Below are 22,148 nucleotides of genomic sequence, written 5' to 3'. Positions count from 1 at the left end.
CGCGGCATCTCATGACGATTTTAAGGATAAAACGATGAAATATGCCTTTCCTTTCTCTTCTTCGCTGCTGTGCAGCGCCATGGCTTTAGCCTTTTCTGCATCGGCTCTGGCCAATCCGCCGATGGAAAAAGCGAGCCTGCACGACGTGACGGTTTTTTTGCGTGGAGCGGAGCTGTTTAACGCCAATAGTGTGTCGCTGCCCGCAGGCGAGAGCGAAGTAGTATTTACCAATATCGCTAACGGGCTTAATGAACAGAGCCTCCAATTAGAGGCTAGTGGCGGTGCAGTTATCAAGTCGTTTAGCGTTCGCCGTGACTACCTGAACGAGCGCATTTCTACTCAGGTTGAGACGCTGAAAAAACAGTTGGAAACAGAACTGCGTGAGCAAAACCGGATTAACGCCCGCCGTCAGGTTATTCAGGCACAGCTGGCGGTGTTGGAAAGTAACCGCAGTGTGGGCGGGGAACGGGAAGGGGCGACTGTCGATCAGGTCAACCAGATGCTACAGCTGGTGAGTGACAAGATGAATGAAGCGCTGATGGCTGATATCACCCTGAAAGAGCGCGCTGAAGAGATTGAGAAGAATATTGCGAAGCTCAATCAGCAACTAGCGGACGCACAGCAAAAAGATGAGCGGGCAGTCAATCAGCTAGTAGTGAAGTTTTATACCCCTAAAGCTATCACCAGTAACGTTAGCCTGTCCTACGCGGTTGTCGATGCCGGATGGGTTCCTACCTATGATGTCAGAGTGGACAGCATTTCTCAGCCGGTACAGCTGACCTATAAAGCCAGCGTCTATCAAAACAGCGGTATTGACTGGGACAACGTCAAGCTTACCCTATCGACCGGCAACCCAAGCCGGGGAGCTCAGGCTCCAACCGTGTCGCCGTGGTATATCGATCTGTATCGCCCATCATCCTTTTCCGGCAAGGTGAGTAGTCGAGCTGAAGTTAGAACCGAGGTATTAGACGCTGCGCCTCCTGCACCACTCATGGAAATGAAGGATGAGAGCGAGAGAGAGAAGTCCGGCGGTGCGGCTTTTGCCAAAAAGTCGATGTCAAACTATGTTGTGACCGACTCCGGCGGGCTGAACGCGCGGTTTAGTATCTCTTTACCTTATCGCATTGCGGCTGACGGAAAGGGGCACTCGGTTGTGATAAAACAGCTTGATGTTCAGGGCGACTATCGCTATGTTGCCGTGCCGAAAATAGAGCGGGAGGCTTTCTTACAGGTGCAGCTGAAGGAATGGGAAAGCCTGAATCTGCTGCCGGGGCGCTCCAGTGTGTTTTATGAGGGCGCTTTTGTCGGTCAGGGAACTATCGATCCGTGGCGTATTCAAAAGACGCTGGATATCTCCCTTGGTCGGGATAGAAAAGTGTTGGTGAGCCGCGACAATGACGTCAAGACAACGGAAAAGGCAGAGTTCTTCGGCAATGCCAGCCAGCGCCGCTATGCCTATAAAATGGAAATGAAGAATACGCGCAGCGAACCCATCGCCCTGACGGTTATCGATCAGGTACCGATGAGCCGCAGCAGCGACGTGGTAGTCGATAATGTCAGCTATGACGGCGCAACGTTTGATAAAGAGAAGGGCGAGGTTCAGTGGTCTTTGAATTTGGCTCCCAACGAGTCCCGCACGCTTGGCCTTTCCTATACGGTGAAGTATCCAAAAGATGGTCGTGTGCAGGGCCTATAGTGTGAATGAGTGAGTGAACGCCATGAATGAATTTTCAATTGTTTGTCGAATATTAGGCTCTTTGTTTTCCCGCTCTCCGGACGATGCGGTGCTGGATCCGCTGTTTGGGCTTTTGAGTGAGGGTAAGCTAAAGCAGCACTGGCCGCTGGAGCAGGACGAGCTGCTAGAGCGCATGGGGAGTGATGTCAATCGCCAGACGCTGGCGGAAGACTATTTCAGCATGTTCGGTACAGACGGCAGCGTTTCACCGCTGGCGTCTGGTTATGAAGGGCCGGGCGAAGAAGAGACCAGAGCGTTTTTAACTGAACGCGGTGTGCCTTTGTCTTCTGCACCGGCCAACGGCTTTGGTCAACTGCTGCTGGCTGCTTCCTGGATTGAAGATAATCAGACTGATGCTGACGAAACTCAGGCACAGCTGGCGCTATTTGACGACTACCTTTTTTCCTGGTGCGGGCGCTTTTTAGGCCGAGTGGAATCCCATGCAACAACGGCGTTTTACCGCACTTTGGCGATAGTGACCCGTGAAGCGCTGCAGGCGATGCGCGATGAGCTGGCGGAGTCGACGGCGCAGAATGACTGATCAAAACGAGGCGCAGATATCGCTGGGAGAACGAACGCTGTCTCTCCTTTCTCTAAAGCGCTTTCCTGACCCCGGCCGCGAAAGCCCGCTGCGGGCGTGGGAGGCAGCAGACGAGTATTTGCTCAACGAGCTAGACCGTTCAAACCTGAGCGGTGGGCCGTTGGTTATCATCAATGACGCCTTTGGCGCGCTAGCCTGTGCTCTGGCAGAGTATCATCCGGTTTGCAGCGGTGACTCTTTTATCAGCCAGTATGCAACGCGAAGCAATCTTGCACGCAATGGTCTTGATGGTGACGCTGTCACTTTGATTGACTGCCTGACGCCGTTTCCTGCCTCGCCGTCGGTGGTTCTTATCAAAGTGCCAAAGACGCTGGCGCTGCTAGAATCACAGCTGCACGCGCTGCGAAACGTTGTGACGCCCGATACGCAGATTATCGCTGCGGCAAAAGCTCGCGACGTGCACACCTCCACGCTGCGCCTGTTTGAGAACATTCTGGGGCCAACTCGCACCAGTCTGGCATGGAAAAAGGCTCGGCTGATTTTCTGTCGAGTAGAGAAGCCTGACGTGGCTCCCCTTAATGAGCTGGCTTCGTGGCCGCTGGAAGGGACTCCCTATACTCTCTATAACCACCCCAGCGTATTTTCCCGCTCCTCGTTGGATATTGGTGCACGCTTTTTCTCTGACTTCCTGCCGTCAAACTTAACGGGAAATATGGTCGATCTAGGGTGCGGCAATGGCGTTCTGGGGCTTAGGCTTCTGGCGCAAAATCCGCAAGCAAGCGTGATATTTCGCGATGAGTCTTTTATGGCGGTGGCTTCTAGCCAGTTGAACGTAGAGAAAAACGTGCCTCAGGCGCTCTCGCGCAGTTGCTTTGAAGCGGGACATTCACTGATGGGGATTGTAGATGGGAGCCTGAGCGCGGTTATCTGTAATCCGCCGTTTCACCAGCAGCAGGTGATTACTGACGATATTGCCTGGCAGATGTTTATCGACGCGCGCCGATGTCTGGAAGGCGGCGGTGAGCTGCGGGTTATTGGCAATCGCCATTTAGGGTATCATCAGAAGCTGAAAAAGCTGTTTGGCCACTGTGAGCTTTTGGCGTCTAACAGCAAGTTTGTTGTGTTGCGTTCAGTGAAATCAGGAAGGGCTGAATAAACTGCTCTCGAAACGTAAAACAGGGCGCCTTGGCGCCCTGTTTTTTTTAGGTCACTGCGTAAGCTACTTGATAAATTCGAAGACCAGTTTACCTTCTTTTACCTGAATGCCTTTTGCCAGCTTTTGCGCTGAGGCCTCCAGAGCGCTATTGCCCGGATTCAGCACATAAACCGGCTGATCGTTAAAGTACATCTGCAGCGCGCTGTTGAGCAGTGGGATAAAGGTTTTGACGTTTTTCACTTTTCCCTGACTGGTTTTTAGGTCGTAGTCCACCAGTTCTAAATCCTTGAGATAGACTGCGCTTTTCACCGGGTCAAACTCAGGGCGGGCATTAAGGGTCAACTGAAGGTTGGCATCCTGTTTGCCGAGTAGAGAAGAGACGGAGAACAAGGCATTACCGGAAAGCGTTATCTTGTTTGGTGTTGAACGACCAATCTGAGCGTTTAAGTTGTTCAGTGAAAGGTCGGCCTGAGCCAGACCGCTTAGGCTAAAGCTGCGGCTAGCCTTCTCGGTATTTTTGCTGAGGTACTTATTAATGTCCTGCTCGCTTAAGGAATACTGTGACATTTGGCTACAGCCAAACAGAAAAGCGACGAACAGGCAAAAAACGAGGCGTGGAATGTGTTTCAACATGCTGACCTTTGATAATAATAAACGAGAGATTCTTTGCGTAGGGTACAAGCCGCCGCGTCGGTAGGCAATAGTTTCATCATGCTACGACATTGCGGCTTTTTTGGGCCTCATCTGGTGAGGCATAAACTGCCGATGGAGCGCCAGTGCGGTAACGATCCCCGTAACGCCCAATAGCACCCAGGGTATCTGAGGCAGATTAAACTGGTGACCAATGTCATACAGCCAGCCACCGCCTGTGTAGCCAATGGCACCGCCCAGTGCCAGACCGAGCTTACTGAATCCCATATAGCTAGCGCGAGCCTGCGGGGCGGAAAGCGAGGCGCTTAGCGTTTCACGGGCAGGCTCGGCGATAATCAGCCCCAGATAGAAGAAGAAAATTAGCCCAAGAGCTAGGGAAAGAGAGTTAACAAAGCCCAGCGGCATCAGGCTAAACGTCATCAGCAGAAGCCCTGTCATCACGCGACTTTCCAGTTTGAAGCGCTTTTCGCTCCAGCGAGCAATGGGATAAAGCAGAGTAAGAGATAGTATGGCCTGAATCAGGTACATCCAGCGAATGGTCTCTGGCTTGCCGGAAATTTCGTTGATCAGGAGCGGCAGCATCAGCATGACCTGAATCGATAGCACGTAGTAACCCGTGAGCGTCAGCACATAGCGGCAGAAAAAGCGGTCGCGAACAGCAGCCTTGATGCCGTTCATAATGGGGGCGCGCACCGAGGTGGATACGCGATAAGAGGGCAGCACGAAAGCGTTAAGAGCGGCAGCTAGAATAAAGAAGCCCGCGCCGGACCAACATACCCACTGAAAGTCATATTGAAGCAGCCAGCTTCCCAACAGTGCGCCAATAACGACGCCTGCGCTATCCTGCATCATGAGCAGGGAGTAAAAGCGGCCTCGTTCATGAGGACGAGTGAGTTTGATAACCAGAGCAATGCGAGGTGGGTCAAACAGTGTCCCACCGAAGGCAGAAAGCATGCAGGATAGCATCAGGATCCACGGCGCGTCTGCCAGAGCCATTGAGGCAAAGCCCGCGGCTCGCATCAGCATCCCCATGACGATCAATGGTTTTGCACCGAATCGGTCAGCTAGCGCACCGCCGAAAATGCCCAGCCCCTGTTGGAGAAACTGGCGCAGACCGAGCGCTAGCCCAACGGAGAGCGCTGCCCAGCCCAATTGGTCGACAAAGCGAATGGATATGAGAGGAAATACGACAAAGAAACCGAGAACGACCAGCAGGTTATCCAAGAGCAAAAAGTATTTACCCAAATTCCTGACGTGCGATACCCGAGGCATGTTTTCACCGTAAGCGAAAAAATAAGTAGTAGTAGGATTTTTTTGACTATTCTGAACTTATTTACGTAATAGAGATACTATTTTAGTAGACTATCTTTGCCTTTTAATGCGCTAGATTAATTTTTGGGGGGGAAATGTTTGGCTATCGTTCAAATATACCCAGAGTCTCTTTAACGACAGATCGATTAGTCGTTCGACTGGCCAGCGATCGCGATGCTTATCGACTAGCAGATTACTACACTGAGAACCGGGATTTTTTGCGTCCCTGGGAGCCTGTCAGAGACCAAAGCTACTGTTATCCTTCTGGCTGGCAGATTCGCCTGAATGTCATTAATGAATTGCACAAGCAGGGAAGCGCATTCTATTTTTTACTGCTTGATGAAGAAGAGAAAGAAGTTAGAGGCGTTGCAAACTTTAGCAACGTTATCCGAGGGGATTTTTATGCCTGCATTTTAGGCTACTCCCTAGGGGAAAAGTGGCAGGGACAGGGCATGATGTACGAAGCGCTGCGTCCCACGCTACGGTACATGTTTCAACAGCAGAGAATGCACCGCGTTATGGCTAACTATATGCCCCATAATCACCGCAGCGGCAATCTGCTAACGAGGCTTGGCTTTGAGCGAGAGGGTTACGCAAAGCACTATTTGCGCATTAACGGCGAGTGGCGAGATCACGTGATGATGGCGTTGATAAATCCAGATTGGAAACCTTTAGCGTAAGGAACCGCAGGTAATGAAATACGTTTTAAATGAAAAAGAAGTGCGCGTTATTGGCTGCATGCTGGAAAAAGAGGTTACCACGCCTGAGCAGTATCCTCTGTCTCTTAATGCCCTCACGCTGGCCTGCAACCAGAAAACCAGCCGTGAACCGGTCATGTCGCTCAGTGAGGGCGACGTACAGGATACGCTGGATACACTACAGAAAAAGCATTTGGTTCGCCCCTCTAGCGGTACAGGAAGCCGAGTTGCTAAATATGTTCACCGCTTTTGTAACACCGAATTCGGTGACCTGAAGCTGACGGCGGCTGAGCTGGCAATTGTTTGTCTGCTGCTGTTGAGAGGCCCGCAAACGCCCGGGGAACTGCGTACTCGCTCCAATCGGCTATTTGAGTTTAATGACGTTGAAGAAGTGGAAAACGCGCTAGAGGGGCTGATCGAGCGTGAGGACGGCCCGTTCGTTGTCAGAATGCCGCGTGAGCCAGGGAAGAGAGAGCTTCGCTACGCTCATCTGTTCAGTGGTTCTGTTGACAGCTCGATAGCAGCCAGCGCCGCAGCTGTTGGTTCACAGGCGAGTGGTGATTTAGCCGAGCGCGTTGAATGCTTGGAGGAAGAGGTCGCTCAGCTTAAAGCATTGGTCGAGAAGCTCAACACAACGTTAGACGATCTTATTGGCTAGCTTGGTGACAATGTCACATTTTTAAGCTGTTTTATACTATCCCGCTGCGCCCTGAAGAGCCTTGGCGCGGCGGGAATACACATTTTTATACGCATTTCGATTGGTGATTCCACCGACTCAACGTAAACTACGCCCAGTTCTGTATTGCCGCTGTGGGCAATACGATAAATGCAATACGATAAATACAAAGCCTTTTAACATTATGAACCTACTAAAATCGCTGGCCGCCGTCAGCTCAATGACGATGGTTTCCCGAGTGCTGGGGTTTGCCCGCGATGCGATCGTTGCTCGCGCATTCGGCGCTGGCGTGGCGACCGACGCCTTCTTTGTGGCGTTCAAGCTGCCGAACCTGCTGCGTCGGATCTTTGCAGAGGGCGCATTCTCTCAGGCCTTTGTGCCGATTCTTGCAGAATACAAAACCCAGCAGGGAGACGAGGCAACCCGGACGTTTATCGCCTATGTGTCCGGCCTGCTGACGCTGGTGCTGGCGCTGGTGACGCTGCTTGGCATATTCGCCGCACCTTGGGTGCTTTGGGCGACGGCTCCCGGTTTTACCCGCGATGCTGACAAATATGCCCTTACTATCCAGCTGCTACAGATTACGTTCCCCTATATTTTGCTCATTTCGCTAGCGTCGCTGGCTGGAGCTATTCTTAATACTTGGAACCGCTTTTCCGTACCGGCGTTTGCGCCGACGCTGTTAAACATCAGCATGATTGGCTTTGCGCTATTCGGCGCGCCATACTTTGACCCGCCGATCGTGGCACTGGCCTGGGCTGTCGTCGTGGGTGGTGTGTTGCAGCTGGTTTATCAGCTTCCCCATCTTAAAAAAATCGGCATGCTGGTGTTGCCGAAAGTCAACCTGAAAGACAGCGGCGTGTGGCGGGTTCTTAGACAGATGGGACCGGCGATTTTCGGTGTGTCGGTAGGGCAGATTTCGATGATCATCAATACTATCTTTGCTTCGTTTCTGGCATCGGGATCCGTTTCATGGATGTATTACGCCGATCGCCTGATGGAGCTGCCGTCTGGCGTGCTGGGCGTGGCGCTGGGAACGATTCTTCTGCCGTCTTTGGCAAAAAGCTTTTCCAGCGGTGATAAAGAAGCCTATTCAGGATTGATGGACTGGGGGCTGCGCCTCTGCTTCCTTTTAGCCTTACCCTGTGCGGTGGCACTGGGCGTACTGTCAGAGCCGCTGATTAAATCCCTGTTCCAATACGGGGAGTTTAGCGCTCACGACTCGATGATGACGCGACAGGCACTGGTTGCCTACTCCGTTGGCCTGATGGGCTTTATCTTGGTGAAAGTGTTGGCACCGGGCTTTTATTCTCGACAGGACATCAAGACACCAGTCAGGATCGCTATCTTTACTCTGTGTGCGACTCAGTTAATGAACCTAGCGTTTATTGGGCCGATGAAGCACGCTGGGCTGTCTCTTTCTATCGGCCTTGCGGCCTGTATTAATGCCGGATTGCTGTACTGGCAGCTGCGTAAACGCAACCACTTCCAGCCGAAGGCGGGATGGCGAACCTTCTTTATCAAACTCATTATCGCGCTTTTAGTGATGACAGCGGCGCTGCTGGGGATGGTATATCTGATGCCCGCATGGGATGAAGGTAACATGCTGATGCGTATTTTAAGGCTGCTAGCGGTCGTGATTACTGGTGTTGTTGCCTATTTTGGCTCGCTGGCCGCGATGGGCTTCCGCATTCGCGACTTTGCCCGCAGAGGCGTTTAGCCGTCTGGCTATATCACGTAGAGAGACCAAGTGAATGTAAAAGGCGCCTAGAAGGCGCCTTTTTTGCAGAACAGCAACGATTCACGCAGCGGACTACATGCGCTCAACCGTCTTAATACCTAAAGTATCTAGTCCCAGCTTCAGAGTGCGGGCGGTGAGGGCAGCCAGCTTCAGACGACTCTGACGCACTGCATCACTATCGGCGTTTAAGATTGGGCAGTTTTCATAGAAGCTTGAATACAGTACCGCGACGTCGTAAAGGTAGGCACACATCACGTGAGGCGTACCTTCTTTGGCGACGCTGTACAGGGTTTCTTCAAGCTGGAGCAGTCGAACCGCCAGCGCCTTCTCGCGGTCATCGCCAATGGTTAGGCTGCCTGCAAGGGCGCTTTCGCTAATGCCTGCACGCTTGAAGATAGAGGCGGTGCGGGTATAGGCGTACTGCATATAGGGAGCCGTATTGCCTTCCAGCGCCAGCATGATATCCCAGTCAAAGATATAGTCCGTTGTGCGGTTCTTGGACAGGTCAGCGTACTTCACTGCGCCAATACCGACGGTGTCGATGACGTTTTGCAGTTCGGTTTCTGACATGTCCGGGTTCTTTTCAAGGATCAGTGTCCGCAGTTTGCCGTCAGCATTTTCAACGGCTTCATCCAGCAGATCGGATAGCTTAATAGTTCCGCCTGAGCGAGTTTTAAACGGCTTACCGTCTTTGCCCAACATCATACCGAACATGTGGTGCTCAAGAGGTACGCTATCAGGTACATAACCGGCTTTGCGAACAATCGTCCAGGCCTGCATTAGGTGCTGATGTTGGCGAGAGTCGATGTAGTAAAGAACGCGATCGGCGCCCAGTGTTTCATAACGATACTTGGCGCAGGCAATGTCTGTTGTTGTGTAGAGGTAGCCACCGTCGTTTTTCTGGATGATAACGCCCATCGGGTCGCCGTCTTTATTTTTGAACTCGTCCAGATAAACCACGATTGCGCCATCGCTTTCTACCGCCAGACCTTTAGCCTTTAGGTCAGCAACGATGCCCGGCAGCATGGCGTTGTAAATGCTTTCACCCATCACGTCGTCGACGGTCAGCGTCACGTTCAGACGCTGATAGGTTTCAAGATTCTGCTGCATGGTGACGTCAACCAGCTTACGCCACATGGTGCGGCAGTATTCATCGCCGCTCTGAAGCTTCACGACGTACTCTCGGGCTCGCTCGGCAAAGACGGGATCGCTATCGTAGTGCTGCTTGGCGGAACGGTAGAAGGACTCGAGGTCAGAAAGGGACATGTTGTCCGCGTGTTCGTTTTCCATCTTTTCCAGATAGGCAATAAGCATACCGAACTGGGTTCCCCAGTCGCCAACGTGGTTGGCGCGAATCACTTTATGGCCTAAAAACTCCAGCGTGCGCACCACGGCGTCGCCGATAATGGTTGAGCGCAGGTGACCAACGTGCATCTCTTTTGCCACGTTAGGAGCAGAATAGTCGACAACGATGGTCTGCTTTTCAGCCAGCGTGACGTTTAATCTGTCGCTTTGCAGCGCAGTTTCTGCATTCTTTTCCAGCCACTGGGTATCTAGGAAAATGTTAATAAATCCTGGCCCAGCCATTTCAACTTTGCTGGCAATGCCGGAAAGATCGAGATGGGATAAAACCTGTTCGGCGAGTTGGCGAGGAGGAAGACCCAGTCGCTTTGCGACAGCCATTATGCCATTGGCCTGATAGTCCCCAAATTGGGATTTTGCAGACTGGCGGACTTGAGCCTCACAGTCTTCCTGCGCACCTGCGGCAATCATAGCCTGAGTAATTTTGTCTGATAAGAGAGCCTGTATATTCACCGAATTACCTTATAACAGCGTCATATGGTTTATCACTGCACCAGCGAGAATAGACTATTCGTTGTATGCTGCGATGGAAACGAGGCCGCATATTCAGTATGAAATGAACGCGCCTGTTTCACGATAAAAAAGAAACCGCAGAATAATACCCGATAATGGTCACTGAGTCAGCTTTCATGCGTGCGACTGTTGAGAATATCGCATTTGCTAGCCGTTGTTAGAAAAGGGGGAGGTAAAAAGGAGTTTTAACTTAGCCTTGCTGATTTGGGGTGTTTTTATACTGAAGAGTAATGTCGAGCTCTCTGTTATCAATTTCGGCATCGTCTTTTGATGAGAACATGCACATGAAAACGTTAAGCGCGATAGAGAGAAAGATCATCACGAGGAATGGAATGCAAAGGAAGAGGGTATTGGCCAAGGAAAGCGAGACACCGTTGACGTAAACAAAGTAATAGAAAAACTTGAGTAGTGAAATAACCGGAAGCGTGCACCAAAACAGAAAAAAGACGATGTTAAGCGTTCGATTGAGAATGAATGCATCACTCAGTCTCTGCGGCGATTGCAACCCAGTTATCATTCTGACTGAGTTTTTCGGACAGTCGGCAAGCTGCTTCTCCAGACCGCTAACGTGTTTATACCAGCTTTTGTGCCAGTGAATATTATTCACTGTGACGCGATACCAAGCATGAGAGATAGTAATCCCCATAATGGAAATAACCATTTCAATTACATAGGAAATAAGCGTAGGGGTAGTAAAGAAAACGATGCCAAAGAAGAGGGTGACAACGGCACTTGCGCAAAGAAAAAGCACACAACGACGCCAATATGATTGGGCTTCAACCTTTTTCATATTGTGAGCGTGTTTTAATGATATCTTAGTTAAGTGGCATAAATCACTGCACACATGTGCACCTTTCGATTTATGCACTTCATCATTGTGCGAGTGCATATTCATCTATCATCCATTATAGATTTACTTTCCACAGCTTACCGCAATAGGCCTTAATACACAATGCCTGAAAAGTGAAAAATAGTAGCAAATTATGCCATAACGCTAATAGTATGACTCACCGCGAGTGACAATAAAGTCAGTATGTTAAGTTAGCTGATTGTGTATAAAACAATCGGCTTAATACGATGTGATTTTTGCGGTCATTGCCGTTAATAATAGCAGCTGTGTCGTTCAATACGGCTTTGGTAACATCTTTTATATGTTAGCTATGGGATTATTATCATGGTGTTTATTTGTACGTTTGTTTAATTTAATTTATTGATATTATTTATTTTTTTTGAATTTTTTTCATGTTGGTGCCATGCGCTTTTTTTGCCTTTGTGCTTTACACGATTCCGTTGTGGATTCATTTACAAAAATGAAAAGCGTTGAGGGTAAAGTTGAAGAAGTGTTTTTGTATTAAAGGGAAAGAGGGTAAAAATGTATATTTATTGTTTGCATTAAAAGCGTTTCTCATTGTTTTTTAAAGCAACGATTGAATAAATATCCTTTTATCGTTATAGCTTATCTTTAAAGACATTTTAATTATTTTGAGGTAATAAAAGGGTTTATAACGGGAGGGAATATCTTTCAGTTATTTACAAAAAATTATCAATGTTAATCTTTTCATGAGGTTAACGGTAAGCTGTTTATCTTTTGAGCCATAGAATTGGGAAAAATAGCGTAATAGCGGTTTGGCTTCTATGATCTGATCGCATCATCTTCATACCGGTGGCTTGAATTCAAATGAAGATGACATTGTTAACAGAAGTATTTAGGAGGAAATATGGGGATCATCTCTTGGGTTGTACTGGGCCTTATCGTTGGCATATTAGCCAAGTGGATTATGCCGGGTAAAGACGGCGGTGGGTTCATTATGACAACGATTCTCGGTGTCATAGGCGCGCTGGTTGGCGGATTTATCAGTTCCCGTCTGGGTATGGGGACGGTAGACGGCTTTAATATTGGCAGCCTGGCTATCGCGATTCTGGGCGCGCTGCTGGTGCTGTTTATATACCGTAAGATTAAGGGGTAGTTTCCATCTACGGTAACCGCCGGTGCTTACCGGCGGTTCTTTCTTTCTTTATCTTTCAACGAGCTGTGTTAGGCACTTGCTTTAAACGCATGAAGCCGATTCATCGCCTTGGTCACATCCTCTTTTATAAGAATGTCTGTACAGCGTACCGCTTCATCGATGGCGTCATCGATCAGCTTTTGTTCAGAGGCTGGCGGCTTACCCAAAACGAATCCCGTGACTTTATTTTTATCACCCGGGTGGCCGATGCCAATACGCAATCGATAGAAGTTAGGGTTATTGCCCAGCTTGTTAGCAATGTCTTTCAGCCCGTTATGACCACCGTTACCGCCGCCGAGCTTGAGCTTGGCTACGCCAGGGGGAAGATCAAGCTCATCGTGAGCGACCAGAATCTCTTCGGGAGATATGCGGAAAAATCCTGCCATAGCAACGACGGCCTTGCCGCTGAGGTTCATAAAAGTGGTAGGAACCAGAAGGCGGATGTCCTGACCGTCAACGTTGAGCCGAGAGGTGTAGCCAAAAAATTTAGGCTCTTCTTTCAGCGGTTGATGATAGCGTTCGGCCAATAGGTCAACAAACCAAGCGCCTGCGTTATGGCGGGTCTGTGCGTATTCAGCTCCGGGATTCGCTAAACCGACAATCAGTTTAATGCTGCTCACGAACGGTTTCCAGATTGAGAGATCTCGGACAGGAGAGGCGATGTCCGTAGTAAAAAAACAGGCGACTATTCTAACCTTCGATAGGCTAAATCACAAAACGGCATATTTAAACTTGTGTAAAGAGCCTAAACGTAAAAAAAAGAGGGGATTAGCCGTGTCTGAGTCGGGAGTGTAAGGAAACTGTAAGGATTAATGTCCATCCTGTGATCGTAACCACACATTTACCCAGCATCGCTGCCTATACTCATATCAAAGGTAAGCGACTTAATAATTACTTTGGCAAGCAATATGTGGAGGTGCTTATGAAACGGAAAACCTTCGTTATTCTGGGCAACATTCTTATGGTGCTGGGACTCGTCTTTATGATCTGCGGAGCAGGGCTGACGATTATTTCTCACGTTAAGGACGTTGTTATGCTGCCGGGCGACTTGGCCAACTTACCGATAGCCGGTATTTTCATCGGTGCCTTTGTTTGGCTAGTTGGGGCGCGTATCAGCGGACGTGACAAGGTTGCCGATCGCTACTGGTGGATTAAACATTACGACAATCGTCGCTATCGCCATAAACACCTGTAGATCCCAGCAAGAGTGACGGCAGGAGGTAAGACGAAGGCGGAAATATTTCTGCTTAAGGGAGACGTCTTCTGAATTTTGCCTGTAAGATATTCTCGTAAGATAAAAGAAAACCCCGAAAGCTTGGCTTTCGGGGTTTTACATTTCAGGCGATTTGAAACGTGAAGCTTAGTGTTCAAACATCGCAGAAATGGACTCTTCGTTGCTGATGCGGCGAATAGCCTCAGCCAGCATACCGGAAAGGGTCAGAGAGCGAACTTTGTTGATAGCTTTGATTTCTGCCGACAGAGGGATCGTGTCACAAACGATGACTTCATCAATAACGGAGTTCTTGATGTTGTCGACCGCGTTGCCGGAGAAAATTGGGTGCGTTGCGTAAGCAAACACGCGTTTAGCACCGCGCTCTTTCAGAGCTTCAGCCGCTTTACACAGTGTTCCACCGGTATCGATCATGTCATCAACCAGAATGCAGTCGCGACCGTTTACGTCACCAATAATATGCATGACTTGAGAAACGTTAGCGCGAGGGCGACGCTTGTCGATGATAGCCATATCGGTATCGTTGAGCAGTTTGGCGATAGCGCGCGCGCGAACGACGCCGCCAATGTCTGGAGACACAACAATAGGGCTTTCCAGATTCTGCTGCAGCATGTCTTCCAGCAGGATAGGGCTACCGAAAACGTTATCAACCGGGACATCAAAGAATCCCTGGATCTGTTCAGCATGAAGATCGACGGTTAATACGCGGTCAACGCCGACGCTGGAAAGAAAGTCAGCAACGACTTTGGCCGTAATCGGCACGCGAGCAGAACGTACGCGACGATCCTGACGGGCATAGCCAAAGTAGGGGATAACTGCGGTAATACGCCCGGCTGAAGCGCGACGCAGCGCGTCGACCATAACAACCAGTTCCATCAGGTTATCGTTTGTCGGCGCACAGGTGGATTGGATAATAAAAATATCACCACCGCGGACGTTTTCGTTAATTTGAACACTCACTTCACCGTCGCTAAAACGGCCTACAGCGGCGTCACCCAGAGAAGTATAAAGACGATTGGCTACACGTTGTGCTAGTTCCGGCGTGGCGTTACCAGCAAAGAGCTTCATGTCAGGCACGAGAAGAACCTCAGGCTTGCATCCAGAAAGATGCCGCCGATGTGGAAAGGGGGCGGCATACGATAAATTTGAGACCGCAAAATACAGTAAGCATCGCTGACTCCAGAATAGCGCTGCTTACCGCGTTAGCGCGGCGCTCACTCTTGCCCTGTTAGGAATGTTTTCAGCGGCGAAACGTTAACGCCTCGCGCAATAAAGCCATGTAACCATTCAGGGGCTTGTTGTAACACACGTTGAGCAGCGGACTCGGTATTGAATTCAGCAAATACACAGGCACCCGTACCCGTAAGACGTGACGGAGCATATTCTAACAGCCAAGAAATAAGCTGTTCAACCTCGGGGTACCTTTTTCTTGCGATTGGTTCACAATCGTTGGAAAAAGGTGAAGATAACAGCGCATCGAGCTTTCTTTCAGGGGTATTTCTTTGCAGATCTGGATCGGTAAAAATAGTCACGGTTGGAATAGTTACGCCCGGGTGGGCAACCAGAAACCATTTTTCCTCGGGTTTAACCGGAATAAAGCGTTCACCAACGCCTTCGGCAAACGCGGAGTGGCCATAAATAAAAACCGGTACATCAGCGCCGAGTGTCAGCCCCAGTTCGCAAAGCGCTTCCTGTGAAAGCCCGCAATGCCACAGATGGTTAAGGGCAACTAAGACCGTGGCAGCATTTGAGGAACCTCCGCCCAGCCCGCCGCCCATCGGCAGGCGTTTATTGAGGGTAATATCTGCACCGAGAAGGCAGCCCGTATGTTGCTGAAGAAGACGGGCAGCGCGGACAATCAGGTTTTGCTCATTGGGAACGCCGTCTATAGGCGTCAGCAGGCATATGTCATTGTCCTGACGGACGTGAAAGTTCAGCGTGTCGCCGTAGTCTAAAAACTGAAACAGTGTTTGTAGTGTATGGTAGCCGTCAGGTCGACGGCCAGTAATGTACAAAAACAGGTTCAGCTTGGCGGGGAAGGCCAGTCGTTCATTATTGCCGCGTCCAGTTGTCCATTTTCAGCTTAATGCGCTCGTCACCGTGAGTAATTTCAACCAGACTAGGAAGGACCGGCTGCGCTTCAGTGTCGTAATTTCGGTACTCCACTGTCCACTGCTGGCCGTTTTGCTCAAGCGTGATTTTCTTCAGGCGACCTTCTGGCGTCAGGGTAAAGTCTTCCGCGTTGGCCGGAAGCCCTATCATCCACTGGCGCATATTCTCTAGAGGGATGGTCATGCCGGTTAACTGGTGGATCATTTTTTCAGCGTTATCGCTGACGTAGCGTTGCCCTTTGTCATCAACCAGCTGCACCATGCCGGGCTGAACGTTAAGCTCCATCACCGTATTGCCTAACGGGTTAGTCAACACCAGACGATACTGCTCAGGATTTTGCTGCTGCCAATAGAAGCGAGCGTAAAGCTTTTGGCTGTCTGTCAGGTAGGCAAACGCGCCGCGCGTTTCGTACTGAGCCAGCGCTTTAACCTGCTGTTCATGAGTTTTCCACTCGGGAGTGGTGCCAGTCTGACCTGGTTTATCCGTTATCGTACAGGCGGTAAGCAGCACGCTTGCTAGCGGAAGCAGCGTAATGAACGAGGTGGGCCGTAAGAATTTCTTCATGGTATCGTCAAATCCTGTCGATGGTGAATAACCGCCTCTCTGCGGTAGAGTGTTGTAACGCTAATAGGCGAAACGCGAAACGTCAACGACGATCTTATCTCACAGTATAGAACCCGTCGACGAGTGATGAATTTTTAAGCGATGTTTTTCGATGCGCCTCCCCGACAATACGCGACTTTAATTGACAGGCTGCATCAAGTAGAATATGCCATTAAGATAACGGTTCAACCGTCGATTTATAATAAAAACGGCAGTTCATGACGCTTCTTGCACTTGGAATCAACCACAAAACCGCACCGGTATCCTTAAGAGAGCGCATTTCGTTTTCTCCGGATACGCTAGGTGAGGCGCTGAACAGTTTGCACCAACAGCCGTTGGTGCAAAGCGGCGTAGTGCTGTCTACGTGTAACCGAACCGAACTGTATTTAAGCGTAGAGTCTGACGACAGCGCGCGGGCGCAGCTTATTAACTGGCTGTGCCAATACCATCACCTGTCGAAAGAAGAACTGGCGGATAGCCTCTACTGGCACAGCGATTCTGACGCTGTTAACCACCTGATGCGCGTAGCCTGTGGGTTGGACTCTCTGGTGCTGGGAGAGCCGCAAATTTTGGGGCAGGTGAAGAAAGCCTTTGCTGAATCTCAAGAGTGTCAGAAGCTAAATACCGAACTTGAGCGTCTGTTCCAAAAGTCGTTTTCCGTCGCTAAGCGGGTTAGAACCGAAACTGAAATTGGCTCTAGCGCCGTTTCCGTTGCCTTTGCCGCCTGTACGCTTGCGCGCCAGATTTTCGAATCCATGAGTAACGTTAACGTGCTGTTGGTTGGTGCCGGTGAGACTATTGAGCTGGTTGCTCGCTATTTGCGAGAGCATCAGGTCAAGACCATGACTATTGCCAACCGGACACGGGAAAGGGCTCAGCTTCTGGCAGATGAAGTCGGCGCCGACGTGATTACGCTGCCTGAAATCGATGCATCCTTATATAAGGCAGATATCGTAATAAGCTCCACCGCTAGCCCATTGCCTATTATTGGTAAAGGCATGGTGGAACGCTCACTGAAAGCCCGTCGCAACCAGCCGATGCTGTTTATCGACATAGCCGTACCTCGGGACATTGAACCCGAAGTCGGTGACTTGTCGAACGTGTACCTGTATACCGTTGACGATCTGCACTCCATCATTGAGCATAATCTTTCCCAGCGCCGCGCTGCGGCAGTTCAAGCGGAAGACATTGTGCGCCAGGAAAGCGCCAATTTTATGACCTGGATGCGCTCTCAGTCAGCGGTTTCGGCGATAAAAGACTATCGAGCCATGGCTGAGGACGTTCGCGACGAGCTGGTGAAAAAGGCTTTAGACGCTATTGCCCAAGGCGCAGACGTAGAAAGTACGATCTCAGCGCTTTCCCATCGCTTAACCAATCGACTTATCCACGCACCAACCAAATCGCTTCAGAAGGCCGCCAGCAGCGGCGATCTGGAACAGTTAAACGTATTGCGCGACAGCCTAGGGCTGGACCAGTATTAGTGATCTTCTTATTTATCATAGGGTTTAGCCACGAATGAAACCTTCTATAGTTGCCAAACTAGAAGCTTTGCAGGAGCGCCATGAAGAAGTGCAGGCGCATTTAGGCGATGCGACTGTTATCGCCGATCAGGAGCGGTTTCGTGCGCTTTCTCGCGAATATGCTCAGCTTGGCGACGTGACTGCCTGCTTTCGCCAGTGGCGGCAGGTTCAGGACGATCTCGAAGCCGCACAGCTGATGCTGGCGGATCCTGAAATGAAAGAGATGGCACAGGAAGAAATTGACGAAGGGCAGCGCCGCGCGGAAGAGTTAGAGCAGCAGCTTCAGGTTCTGCTGTTGCCGAAAGATCCTGACGACGAACGCAACTGCTTCCTTGAAGTGCGTGCGGGAACGGGCGGTGATGAAGCGGCTATTTTTGCCGGTGACCTGTTCAGAATGTATAGCCGCTATGCAGAAGCCCGACGCTGGCGCGTTGAGGTGATGAGCGCTAACGACGGTGAACACGGTGGCTATAAAGAAGTTATTGCCAAGATTTCTGGCGAGGGTGTATACGGCCAGCTGAAGTTTGAATCAGGCGGCCACCGCGTTCAGCGAGTGCCGGAAACAGAATCTCAGGGGCGCATCCACACCTCTGCCTGCACAGTCGCTATCATGCCAGAAGTGCCTGAAGCTGAACTGCCAGAAATTAACCCTGCCGATTTAAAAATCGACACTTTTCGCTCTTCCGGCGCCGGTGGACAGCACGTAAACACCACCGACTCGGCCATTCGTATTACTCACTTGCCGACCGGCATTGTGGTTGAATGTCAGGACGAACGTTCACAGCATAAGAACAAAGCGAAGGCCATGTCAGTGCTGGGGGCGAGAATTCGCCAGGCAGAAATGCAAAAACGTCAATCGGAAGAGGCCTCGACTCGCCGTAACCTGTTGGGCTCGGGAGATCGTTCCGATCGCATTCGCACCTATAACTTCCCTCAGGGACGGGTGACCGATCACCGAATTAACCTGACCCTTTACCGCTTGGACGAGGCAATGGAAGGCAAACTGGATATGCTTATCCAGCCGATTGTTCAGGAATATCAGGCTGACCAGCTTGCCGCGCTTTCTGAACAGGATGCCTGATTTCGTGATGACCTTTAACCAGTGGTTGGAACAGGCTATCGCCCGCTTAAAGGGCGGTGATAGCCCCAAGCGCGATGCAGAAATTCTTCTTGGGTTCGTTACCGGAAAGACGAGAACCTTCTTGATGGCGTTCAGCGAAACACCGCTGGAACCGTCGGCGCTTGCTCAGTTGGAAAGCCTACTGGCTCGCAGAGAAAAGGGGGAGCCTATTGCCTATCTGGTGGGGCAGCGAGAGTTTTGGTCGCTGATGCTTAACGTTTCTCCTGCAACGCTTATTCCTCGCCCTGACACGGAAAGGCTGGTTGAACTGGCGCTGGAACATCTGCCTACGGTTGAGTGTGACATTCTTGATCTGGGAACGGGAACCGGAGCCATAGCCCTTGCGCTGGGCTGCGAGCGCCCGGATAGCTCCGTCACCGGTATTGACCTCCAGCCGGCCGCTGTTGCACTCGCGCAGGACAACGCAGAACGGTTGGGAATCGACAACGTTCATTTTGTTCAGGGAAACTGGTTTGAACCCTTGAGCGAATGCTATTTTGACGTCATTGTCAGCAATCCCCCCTATATTGACAAGAACGATCCGCACTTACGGCAAGGGGACGTTCGCTACGAGCCAAACAGCGCTCTGGTGGCGGAACAGAACGGACTGGCGGATTTACAGTGGATTGTTCAGCACTCACCTGACTATTTGAAACAGGGCGGATGGCTGCTGGTTGAACACGGTTGGGAGCAGGGAGAGTTGGTCAGAGTGCTGTTTAAACAGCGCGGTTTTGACCTGATTGCTACCCATCAGGATTACGGCGGTAACGATCGCGTGACGATTGGCCGCTGGTTTACCCACTAGCATACTCCAAGGCCGTTTAGTGCCTAATTGATGGGAAGGTTTCTATGTATTTGTGGTTTAAGTGGCTGCACATTGCAACAGCTGTTATCAGCATTACGCTGTTTATTGCCCGATTTTTAGGGCGCTGGCGAGGAGCCGCCTGGGTTCAACACCCAGTGGTTAAGGTTTTCCCACATGTTAACGATACGCTGCTGTTTATTACCGGCGTTTCGCTGATTTTTATGACACATTTTTACCCCTTGACCCCACAAGGGGCGTGGATGACAGAGAAGCTGGTTGGCGTCGTGCTTTATATAGGGCTGGGACATCTGGCCATGAGTCGTCGTACAATAAGTCAAATGCTGCGCGTGACAGCCTTTATGGCTGCGCTGCTCGTTTTCTATTTTATTGTTACAGTAGCCGTAACTAAACTGCCGTTCATTATGGGGTATGCATGAGTCGCGATAGCATTAGCAACTTTGAGTTTAATAGTCACTCTCTGTTGGACGGTATCTGTCTCATCACTCGGCTTATTCGTGATGACTTTTCTGAAAGTGACGTGCGCAGTGAACTCGATACCTTGGCCGCGCAGGCTCGCAGCCGTATACCAGAAGATCTGGGGGCTGATTTACAGCTTGAGCGCCTGCTTGAGCTGTTTTACCACACTTGGAAATTTGGTTCAGCCGACGGTGTTTACAACCTGTCTGAAACGCTGTGGCTGGATAACGTGCTGAAGACGCACACCGGTGCGCCTTCTTCATTAGGCACCATTTTAATTTATATTGCAGACCGCCTTGGGATCCCGCTTTATCCGGTTATGTTCCCAACGCAGCTGTTGGTTAAGGCCGACTGGCTTGACGGTGACAGCTGGGTCATTAATCCACTTAACGGTGAAACCTTAACCTGTCATGTTTTAGACATTTGGCTAAAGGGGCACCTTGGCATTAACGCTAAGCTGACCTACGACGATTTGAACGACACAGAAAACAGTCAGATTATCATTAAGCTGCTCGGCACGCTTAAAGGCTCTCTGATGCAGGAAAAAAGGCCAGAGATGGCTCTCAGAGCCAGTGAGCTTGCGCTGAGTTTCGATCCGGAAGACCCCTATGAAATTCGCGATCGCGGCCTTATTTATGCACAGCTGGACTGCAATCACATCGCTGCGCGAGACTTGAACTATTTCATCGAACAGTGCCCAGAGGATCCGGTTACTGAGGTGATTAAGATGCAGCTAAACAACATTGAGCAGACAGACAGCGGCAGCATTACGCTGCACTGACAGACGGCGCGAAACTGCGTTGATGACTACAAAGGAACCAACCGAATGAATCAGAAAGTAGTGAATATTGGTGAAATCAAGGTAGCGAACGATTTACCGTTCGTCCTGTTTGGCGGTATGAACGTTCTTGAGTCGCGTGACTTGGCGATGCGTATCTGTGAACACTACGTCACCGTCACACAAAAGCTGGGTATTCCCTATGTATTTAAAGCCTCTTTTGATAAGGCTAACCGTTCATCGATTCACTCTTACCGCGGGCCGGGTCTGGAAGAGGGCATGCGGATTTTTCAAGAGCTTAAGCAGACCTTTGGCGTAAAAACTATTACTGACGTTCACGAAGCGGCTCAGGCACAGCCTGTGTCAGAGGTCGTTGACGTGATTCAACTGCCCGCGTTTCTTGCCCGCCAGACGGATCTCGTTGAGGCAATGGCGCGCACCGGTGCAGTGATCAACGTGAAGAAGCCACAGTTTATCAGCCCGGGGCAGATGGGAAATATCGTCGACAAGTTTAAAGAAGGCGGTAACGACAAGGTTATCCTGTGCGATCGCGGAAGCAACTTTGGTTATGACAATCTGGTTGTCGACATGCTCGGCTTTAACGTTATGAAAAAAGTGAGCGGCGGTAGCCCGGTTATCTTTGACGTTACCCATGCGCTACAGTGCCGCGATCCGTTTGGTGCCGCTTCTGGCGGTCGTCGCGGCCAGGTGACTGAACTGGCTCGTGCCGGTATGGCTGTGGGTCTGGCTGGGCTATTTATTGAAGCCCACCCCGATCCTAATAGCGCCAAGTGCGACGGCCCGTCTGCGCTGCCGTTGGACAAGCTGGAGCCGTTCCTGATGCAGATAAAAGCGATTGACGATCTGGTCAAGAGCTTTACCGAGCTTGATACCGAGCGTTAATACTTTCCGGTAAGTTGGAAAATGCGGGGGAATCACTAAGTGGCTCCCCCGTTTGTTTTTTGCCTGCCTAAAAGCCCCCAGAATGGTTTACTGTGGAATAGAGACAGGCGTTATATTTACGCTATTTGTCTGTTTTCTCTTGATATCATTAGGAATGCTTCAGGATATGTTACCTAATGTTTCCCGCGATTGTGTGGGTGTTTTTTCGT

21 protein-coding genes and 1 pseudogene are annotated in these 22,148 nt (G+C 50.4%); 14 read left to right on the top strand and 8 right to left on the bottom strand.

Annotation, left to right across the window (positions count from 1 at the left end; translation table 11 throughout):
* Positions 1–34 precede the first annotated feature (34 nt).
* The 3 genes from DQM29_RS10000 to rlmG are packed head-to-tail and all read left to right on the top strand — an operon-like array spanning position 35 to position 3,432.
* Positions 35–1,696, top strand: a complete 1,662-nt coding sequence (locus tag DQM29_RS10000) for a DUF4139 domain-containing protein (protein WP_111740560.1) — start codon at positions 35–37, stop codon at positions 1,694–1,696.
* A gap of 22 nt (positions 1,697–1,718) precedes the next feature.
* Positions 1,719–2,276, top strand: a complete 558-nt coding sequence (locus tag DQM29_RS09995) for a TorD/DmsD family molecular chaperone (protein WP_111740559.1) — start codon at positions 1,719–1,721, stop codon at positions 2,274–2,276.
* The gene (gene rlmG, locus DQM29_RS09990; protein ID WP_111740558.1) at positions 2,269–3,432 is read left to right on the top strand and encodes a 23S rRNA (guanine(1835)-N(2))-methyltransferase RlmG; all 1,164 of its coding nucleotides are present in this window, start codon (positions 2,269–2,271) and stop codon (positions 3,430–3,432) included. Before DQM29_RS09995 ends, rlmG begins: the two co-directional genes overlap by 8 nt.
* 63 nt (positions 3,433–3,495) lie before the next feature.
* Here rlmG and DQM29_RS09985 read toward each other — a convergent pair whose 3' ends face one another.
* Positions 3,496–4,065 carry a lipoprotein gene (locus DQM29_RS09985; RefSeq protein ID WP_111740557.1) on the bottom strand — a complete coding sequence of 190 codons (570 nt, stop codon included), beginning with the start codon at positions 4,063–4,065 and terminating at the stop codon, positions 3,496–3,498.
* Positions 4,066–4,146: 81 nt separating this feature from the next.
* Complete coding sequence (mdtH, locus tag DQM29_RS09980) at positions 4,147–5,355, bottom strand: multidrug efflux MFS transporter MdtH (RefSeq protein ID WP_111740556.1); 1,209 nt, start codon at positions 5,353–5,355, stop codon at positions 4,147–4,149.
* Positions 5,356–5,489: 134 nt separating this feature from the next.
* Between mdtH and rimJ the strand changes: the two genes are divergently transcribed.
* The 3 genes from rimJ (at position 5,490) to murJ (ending at position 8,488) form a co-directional block, all read left to right on the top strand.
* Positions 5,490–6,074 carry a ribosomal protein S5-alanine N-acetyltransferase gene (gene rimJ / locus DQM29_RS09975; protein ID WP_111740555.1) on the top strand — a complete coding sequence of 195 codons (585 nt, stop codon included), beginning with the start codon at positions 5,490–5,492 and terminating at the stop codon, positions 6,072–6,074.
* A 13-nt stretch (positions 6,075–6,087) separates the two neighbouring features.
* Entirely contained in the window at positions 6,088–6,750 is a 663-nt protein-coding gene (locus DQM29_RS09970; RefSeq protein WP_111740554.1) for a YceH family protein, read from the top strand.
* Between the two features lie 202 nt (positions 6,751–6,952).
* A complete protein-coding gene (gene murJ, locus DQM29_RS09965) occupies positions 6,953–8,488 on the top strand; it encodes a murein biosynthesis integral membrane protein MurJ (protein WP_111740553.1) in 1,536 nt (511 codons plus the stop codon).
* Positions 8,489–8,581: 93 nt separating this feature from the next.
* Here the strand turns inward: murJ and argS are convergent, their stop codons facing one another.
* Positions 8,582–10,324, bottom strand: coding sequence for an arginine--tRNA ligase (gene argS / locus DQM29_RS09960; RefSeq protein ID WP_111740552.1), 1,743 nt, complete (start codon positions 10,322–10,324; stop codon positions 8,582–8,584).
* Positions 10,325–10,574: 250 nt separating this feature from the next.
* Positions 10,575–11,279 carry a RipA family octameric membrane protein gene (locus tag DQM29_RS09955; protein WP_111740551.1) on the bottom strand — a complete coding sequence of 235 codons (705 nt, stop codon included), beginning with the start codon at positions 11,277–11,279 and terminating at the stop codon, positions 10,575–10,577.
* 823 nt (positions 11,280–12,102) lie between these two features.
* Between DQM29_RS09955 and DQM29_RS09950 the strand changes: the two genes are divergently transcribed.
* Positions 12,103–12,351, top strand: a complete 249-nt coding sequence (locus DQM29_RS09950) for a GlsB/YeaQ/YmgE family stress response membrane protein (RefSeq protein WP_111740550.1) — start codon at positions 12,103–12,105, stop codon at positions 12,349–12,351.
* Between the two features lie 68 nt (positions 12,352–12,419).
* Here DQM29_RS09950 and pth read toward each other — a convergent pair whose 3' ends face one another.
* Positions 12,420–13,010 carry an aminoacyl-tRNA hydrolase gene (gene pth / locus DQM29_RS09945; protein WP_111740549.1) on the bottom strand — a complete coding sequence of 197 codons (591 nt, stop codon included), beginning with the start codon at positions 13,008–13,010 and terminating at the stop codon, positions 12,420–12,422.
* A 302-nt stretch (positions 13,011–13,312) separates the two neighbouring features.
* On the opposite strand from pth, the gene ychH reads away from it, so the two are divergent.
* Positions 13,313–13,585 carry a stress-induced protein YchH gene (ychH, locus tag DQM29_RS09940; protein WP_111742060.1) on the top strand — a complete coding sequence of 91 codons (273 nt, stop codon included), beginning with the start codon at positions 13,313–13,315 and terminating at the stop codon, positions 13,583–13,585.
* Between the two features lie 165 nt (positions 13,586–13,750).
* Here the strand turns inward: ychH and prs are convergent, their stop codons facing one another.
* The 3 genes and pseudogenes from prs to lolB all read right to left on the bottom strand — a co-directional run bounded on the left by prs (position 13,751) and on the right by lolB (position 16,297).
* Positions 13,751–14,698: a ribose-phosphate diphosphokinase gene (gene prs / locus DQM29_RS09935; protein ID WP_111740548.1), complete on the bottom strand. Its 948-nt coding sequence runs from the start codon at positions 14,696–14,698 to the stop codon at positions 13,751–13,753.
* Between the two features lie 137 nt (positions 14,699–14,835).
* Positions 14,836–15,677: pseudogene (ispE, locus tag DQM29_RS09930) on the bottom strand (4-(cytidine 5'-diphospho)-2-C-methyl-D-erythritol kinase).
* Positions 15,674–16,297, bottom strand: a complete 624-nt coding sequence (gene lolB / locus DQM29_RS09925) for a lipoprotein insertase outer membrane protein LolB (RefSeq protein WP_111740546.1) — start codon at positions 16,295–16,297, stop codon at positions 15,674–15,676. Before lolB ends, ispE begins: the two are co-directional and overlap by 4 nt.
* 257 nt (positions 16,298–16,554) lie before the next feature.
* Here lolB and hemA point away from each other — a divergent pair, with 257 nt between their 5' ends.
* Genes hemA through kdsA form a run of 6 tightly spaced genes read left to right on the top strand, consistent with a single transcriptional unit; the run spans position 16,555 to position 21,939 of the window.
* Positions 16,555–17,817 carry a glutamyl-tRNA reductase gene (gene hemA / locus DQM29_RS09920; RefSeq protein ID WP_111740545.1) on the top strand — a complete coding sequence of 421 codons (1,263 nt, stop codon included), beginning with the start codon at positions 16,555–16,557 and terminating at the stop codon, positions 17,815–17,817.
* A gap of 34 nt (positions 17,818–17,851) precedes the next feature.
* Positions 17,852–18,937, top strand: coding sequence for a peptide chain release factor 1 (prfA, locus tag DQM29_RS09915; protein ID WP_111740544.1), 1,086 nt, complete (start codon positions 17,852–17,854; stop codon positions 18,935–18,937).
* Positions 18,938–18,944: 7 nt separating this feature from the next.
* Positions 18,945–19,781 (top strand): peptide chain release factor N(5)-glutamine methyltransferase, encoded by an 837-nt coding sequence (gene prmC, locus DQM29_RS09910; RefSeq protein WP_111742059.1) that lies wholly within the window; start codon positions 18,945–18,947, stop codon positions 19,779–19,781.
* A gap of 44 nt (positions 19,782–19,825) precedes the next feature.
* Positions 19,826–20,218 carry a SirB2 family protein gene (locus DQM29_RS09905; RefSeq protein WP_111740543.1) on the top strand — a complete coding sequence of 131 codons (393 nt, stop codon included), beginning with the start codon at positions 19,826–19,828 and terminating at the stop codon, positions 20,216–20,218.
* On the top strand, positions 20,215–21,039 hold the full coding sequence (gene sirB1, locus DQM29_RS09900; protein ID WP_111740542.1) for an invasion regulator SirB1: 825 nt from the start codon (positions 20,215–20,217) through the stop codon (positions 21,037–21,039). The genes DQM29_RS09905 and sirB1 overlap by 4 nt, the downstream gene beginning before the upstream one ends.
* Positions 21,040–21,084: 45 nt before the next feature.
* Complete coding sequence (gene kdsA / locus DQM29_RS09895; protein WP_111740541.1) at positions 21,085–21,939, top strand: 3-deoxy-8-phosphooctulonate synthase; 855 nt, start codon at positions 21,085–21,087, stop codon at positions 21,937–21,939.
* The last annotated feature ends 209 nt before the right edge of the window (positions 21,940–22,148 follow it).

Source organism: Leminorella richardii (assembly GCF_900478135.1).
GTDB classification, from domain to species: Bacteria; Pseudomonadota; Gammaproteobacteria; order Enterobacterales; family Enterobacteriaceae; genus Leminorella; species Leminorella richardii.
This window is presented reverse-complemented; position numbering and strand designations above follow the sequence as displayed.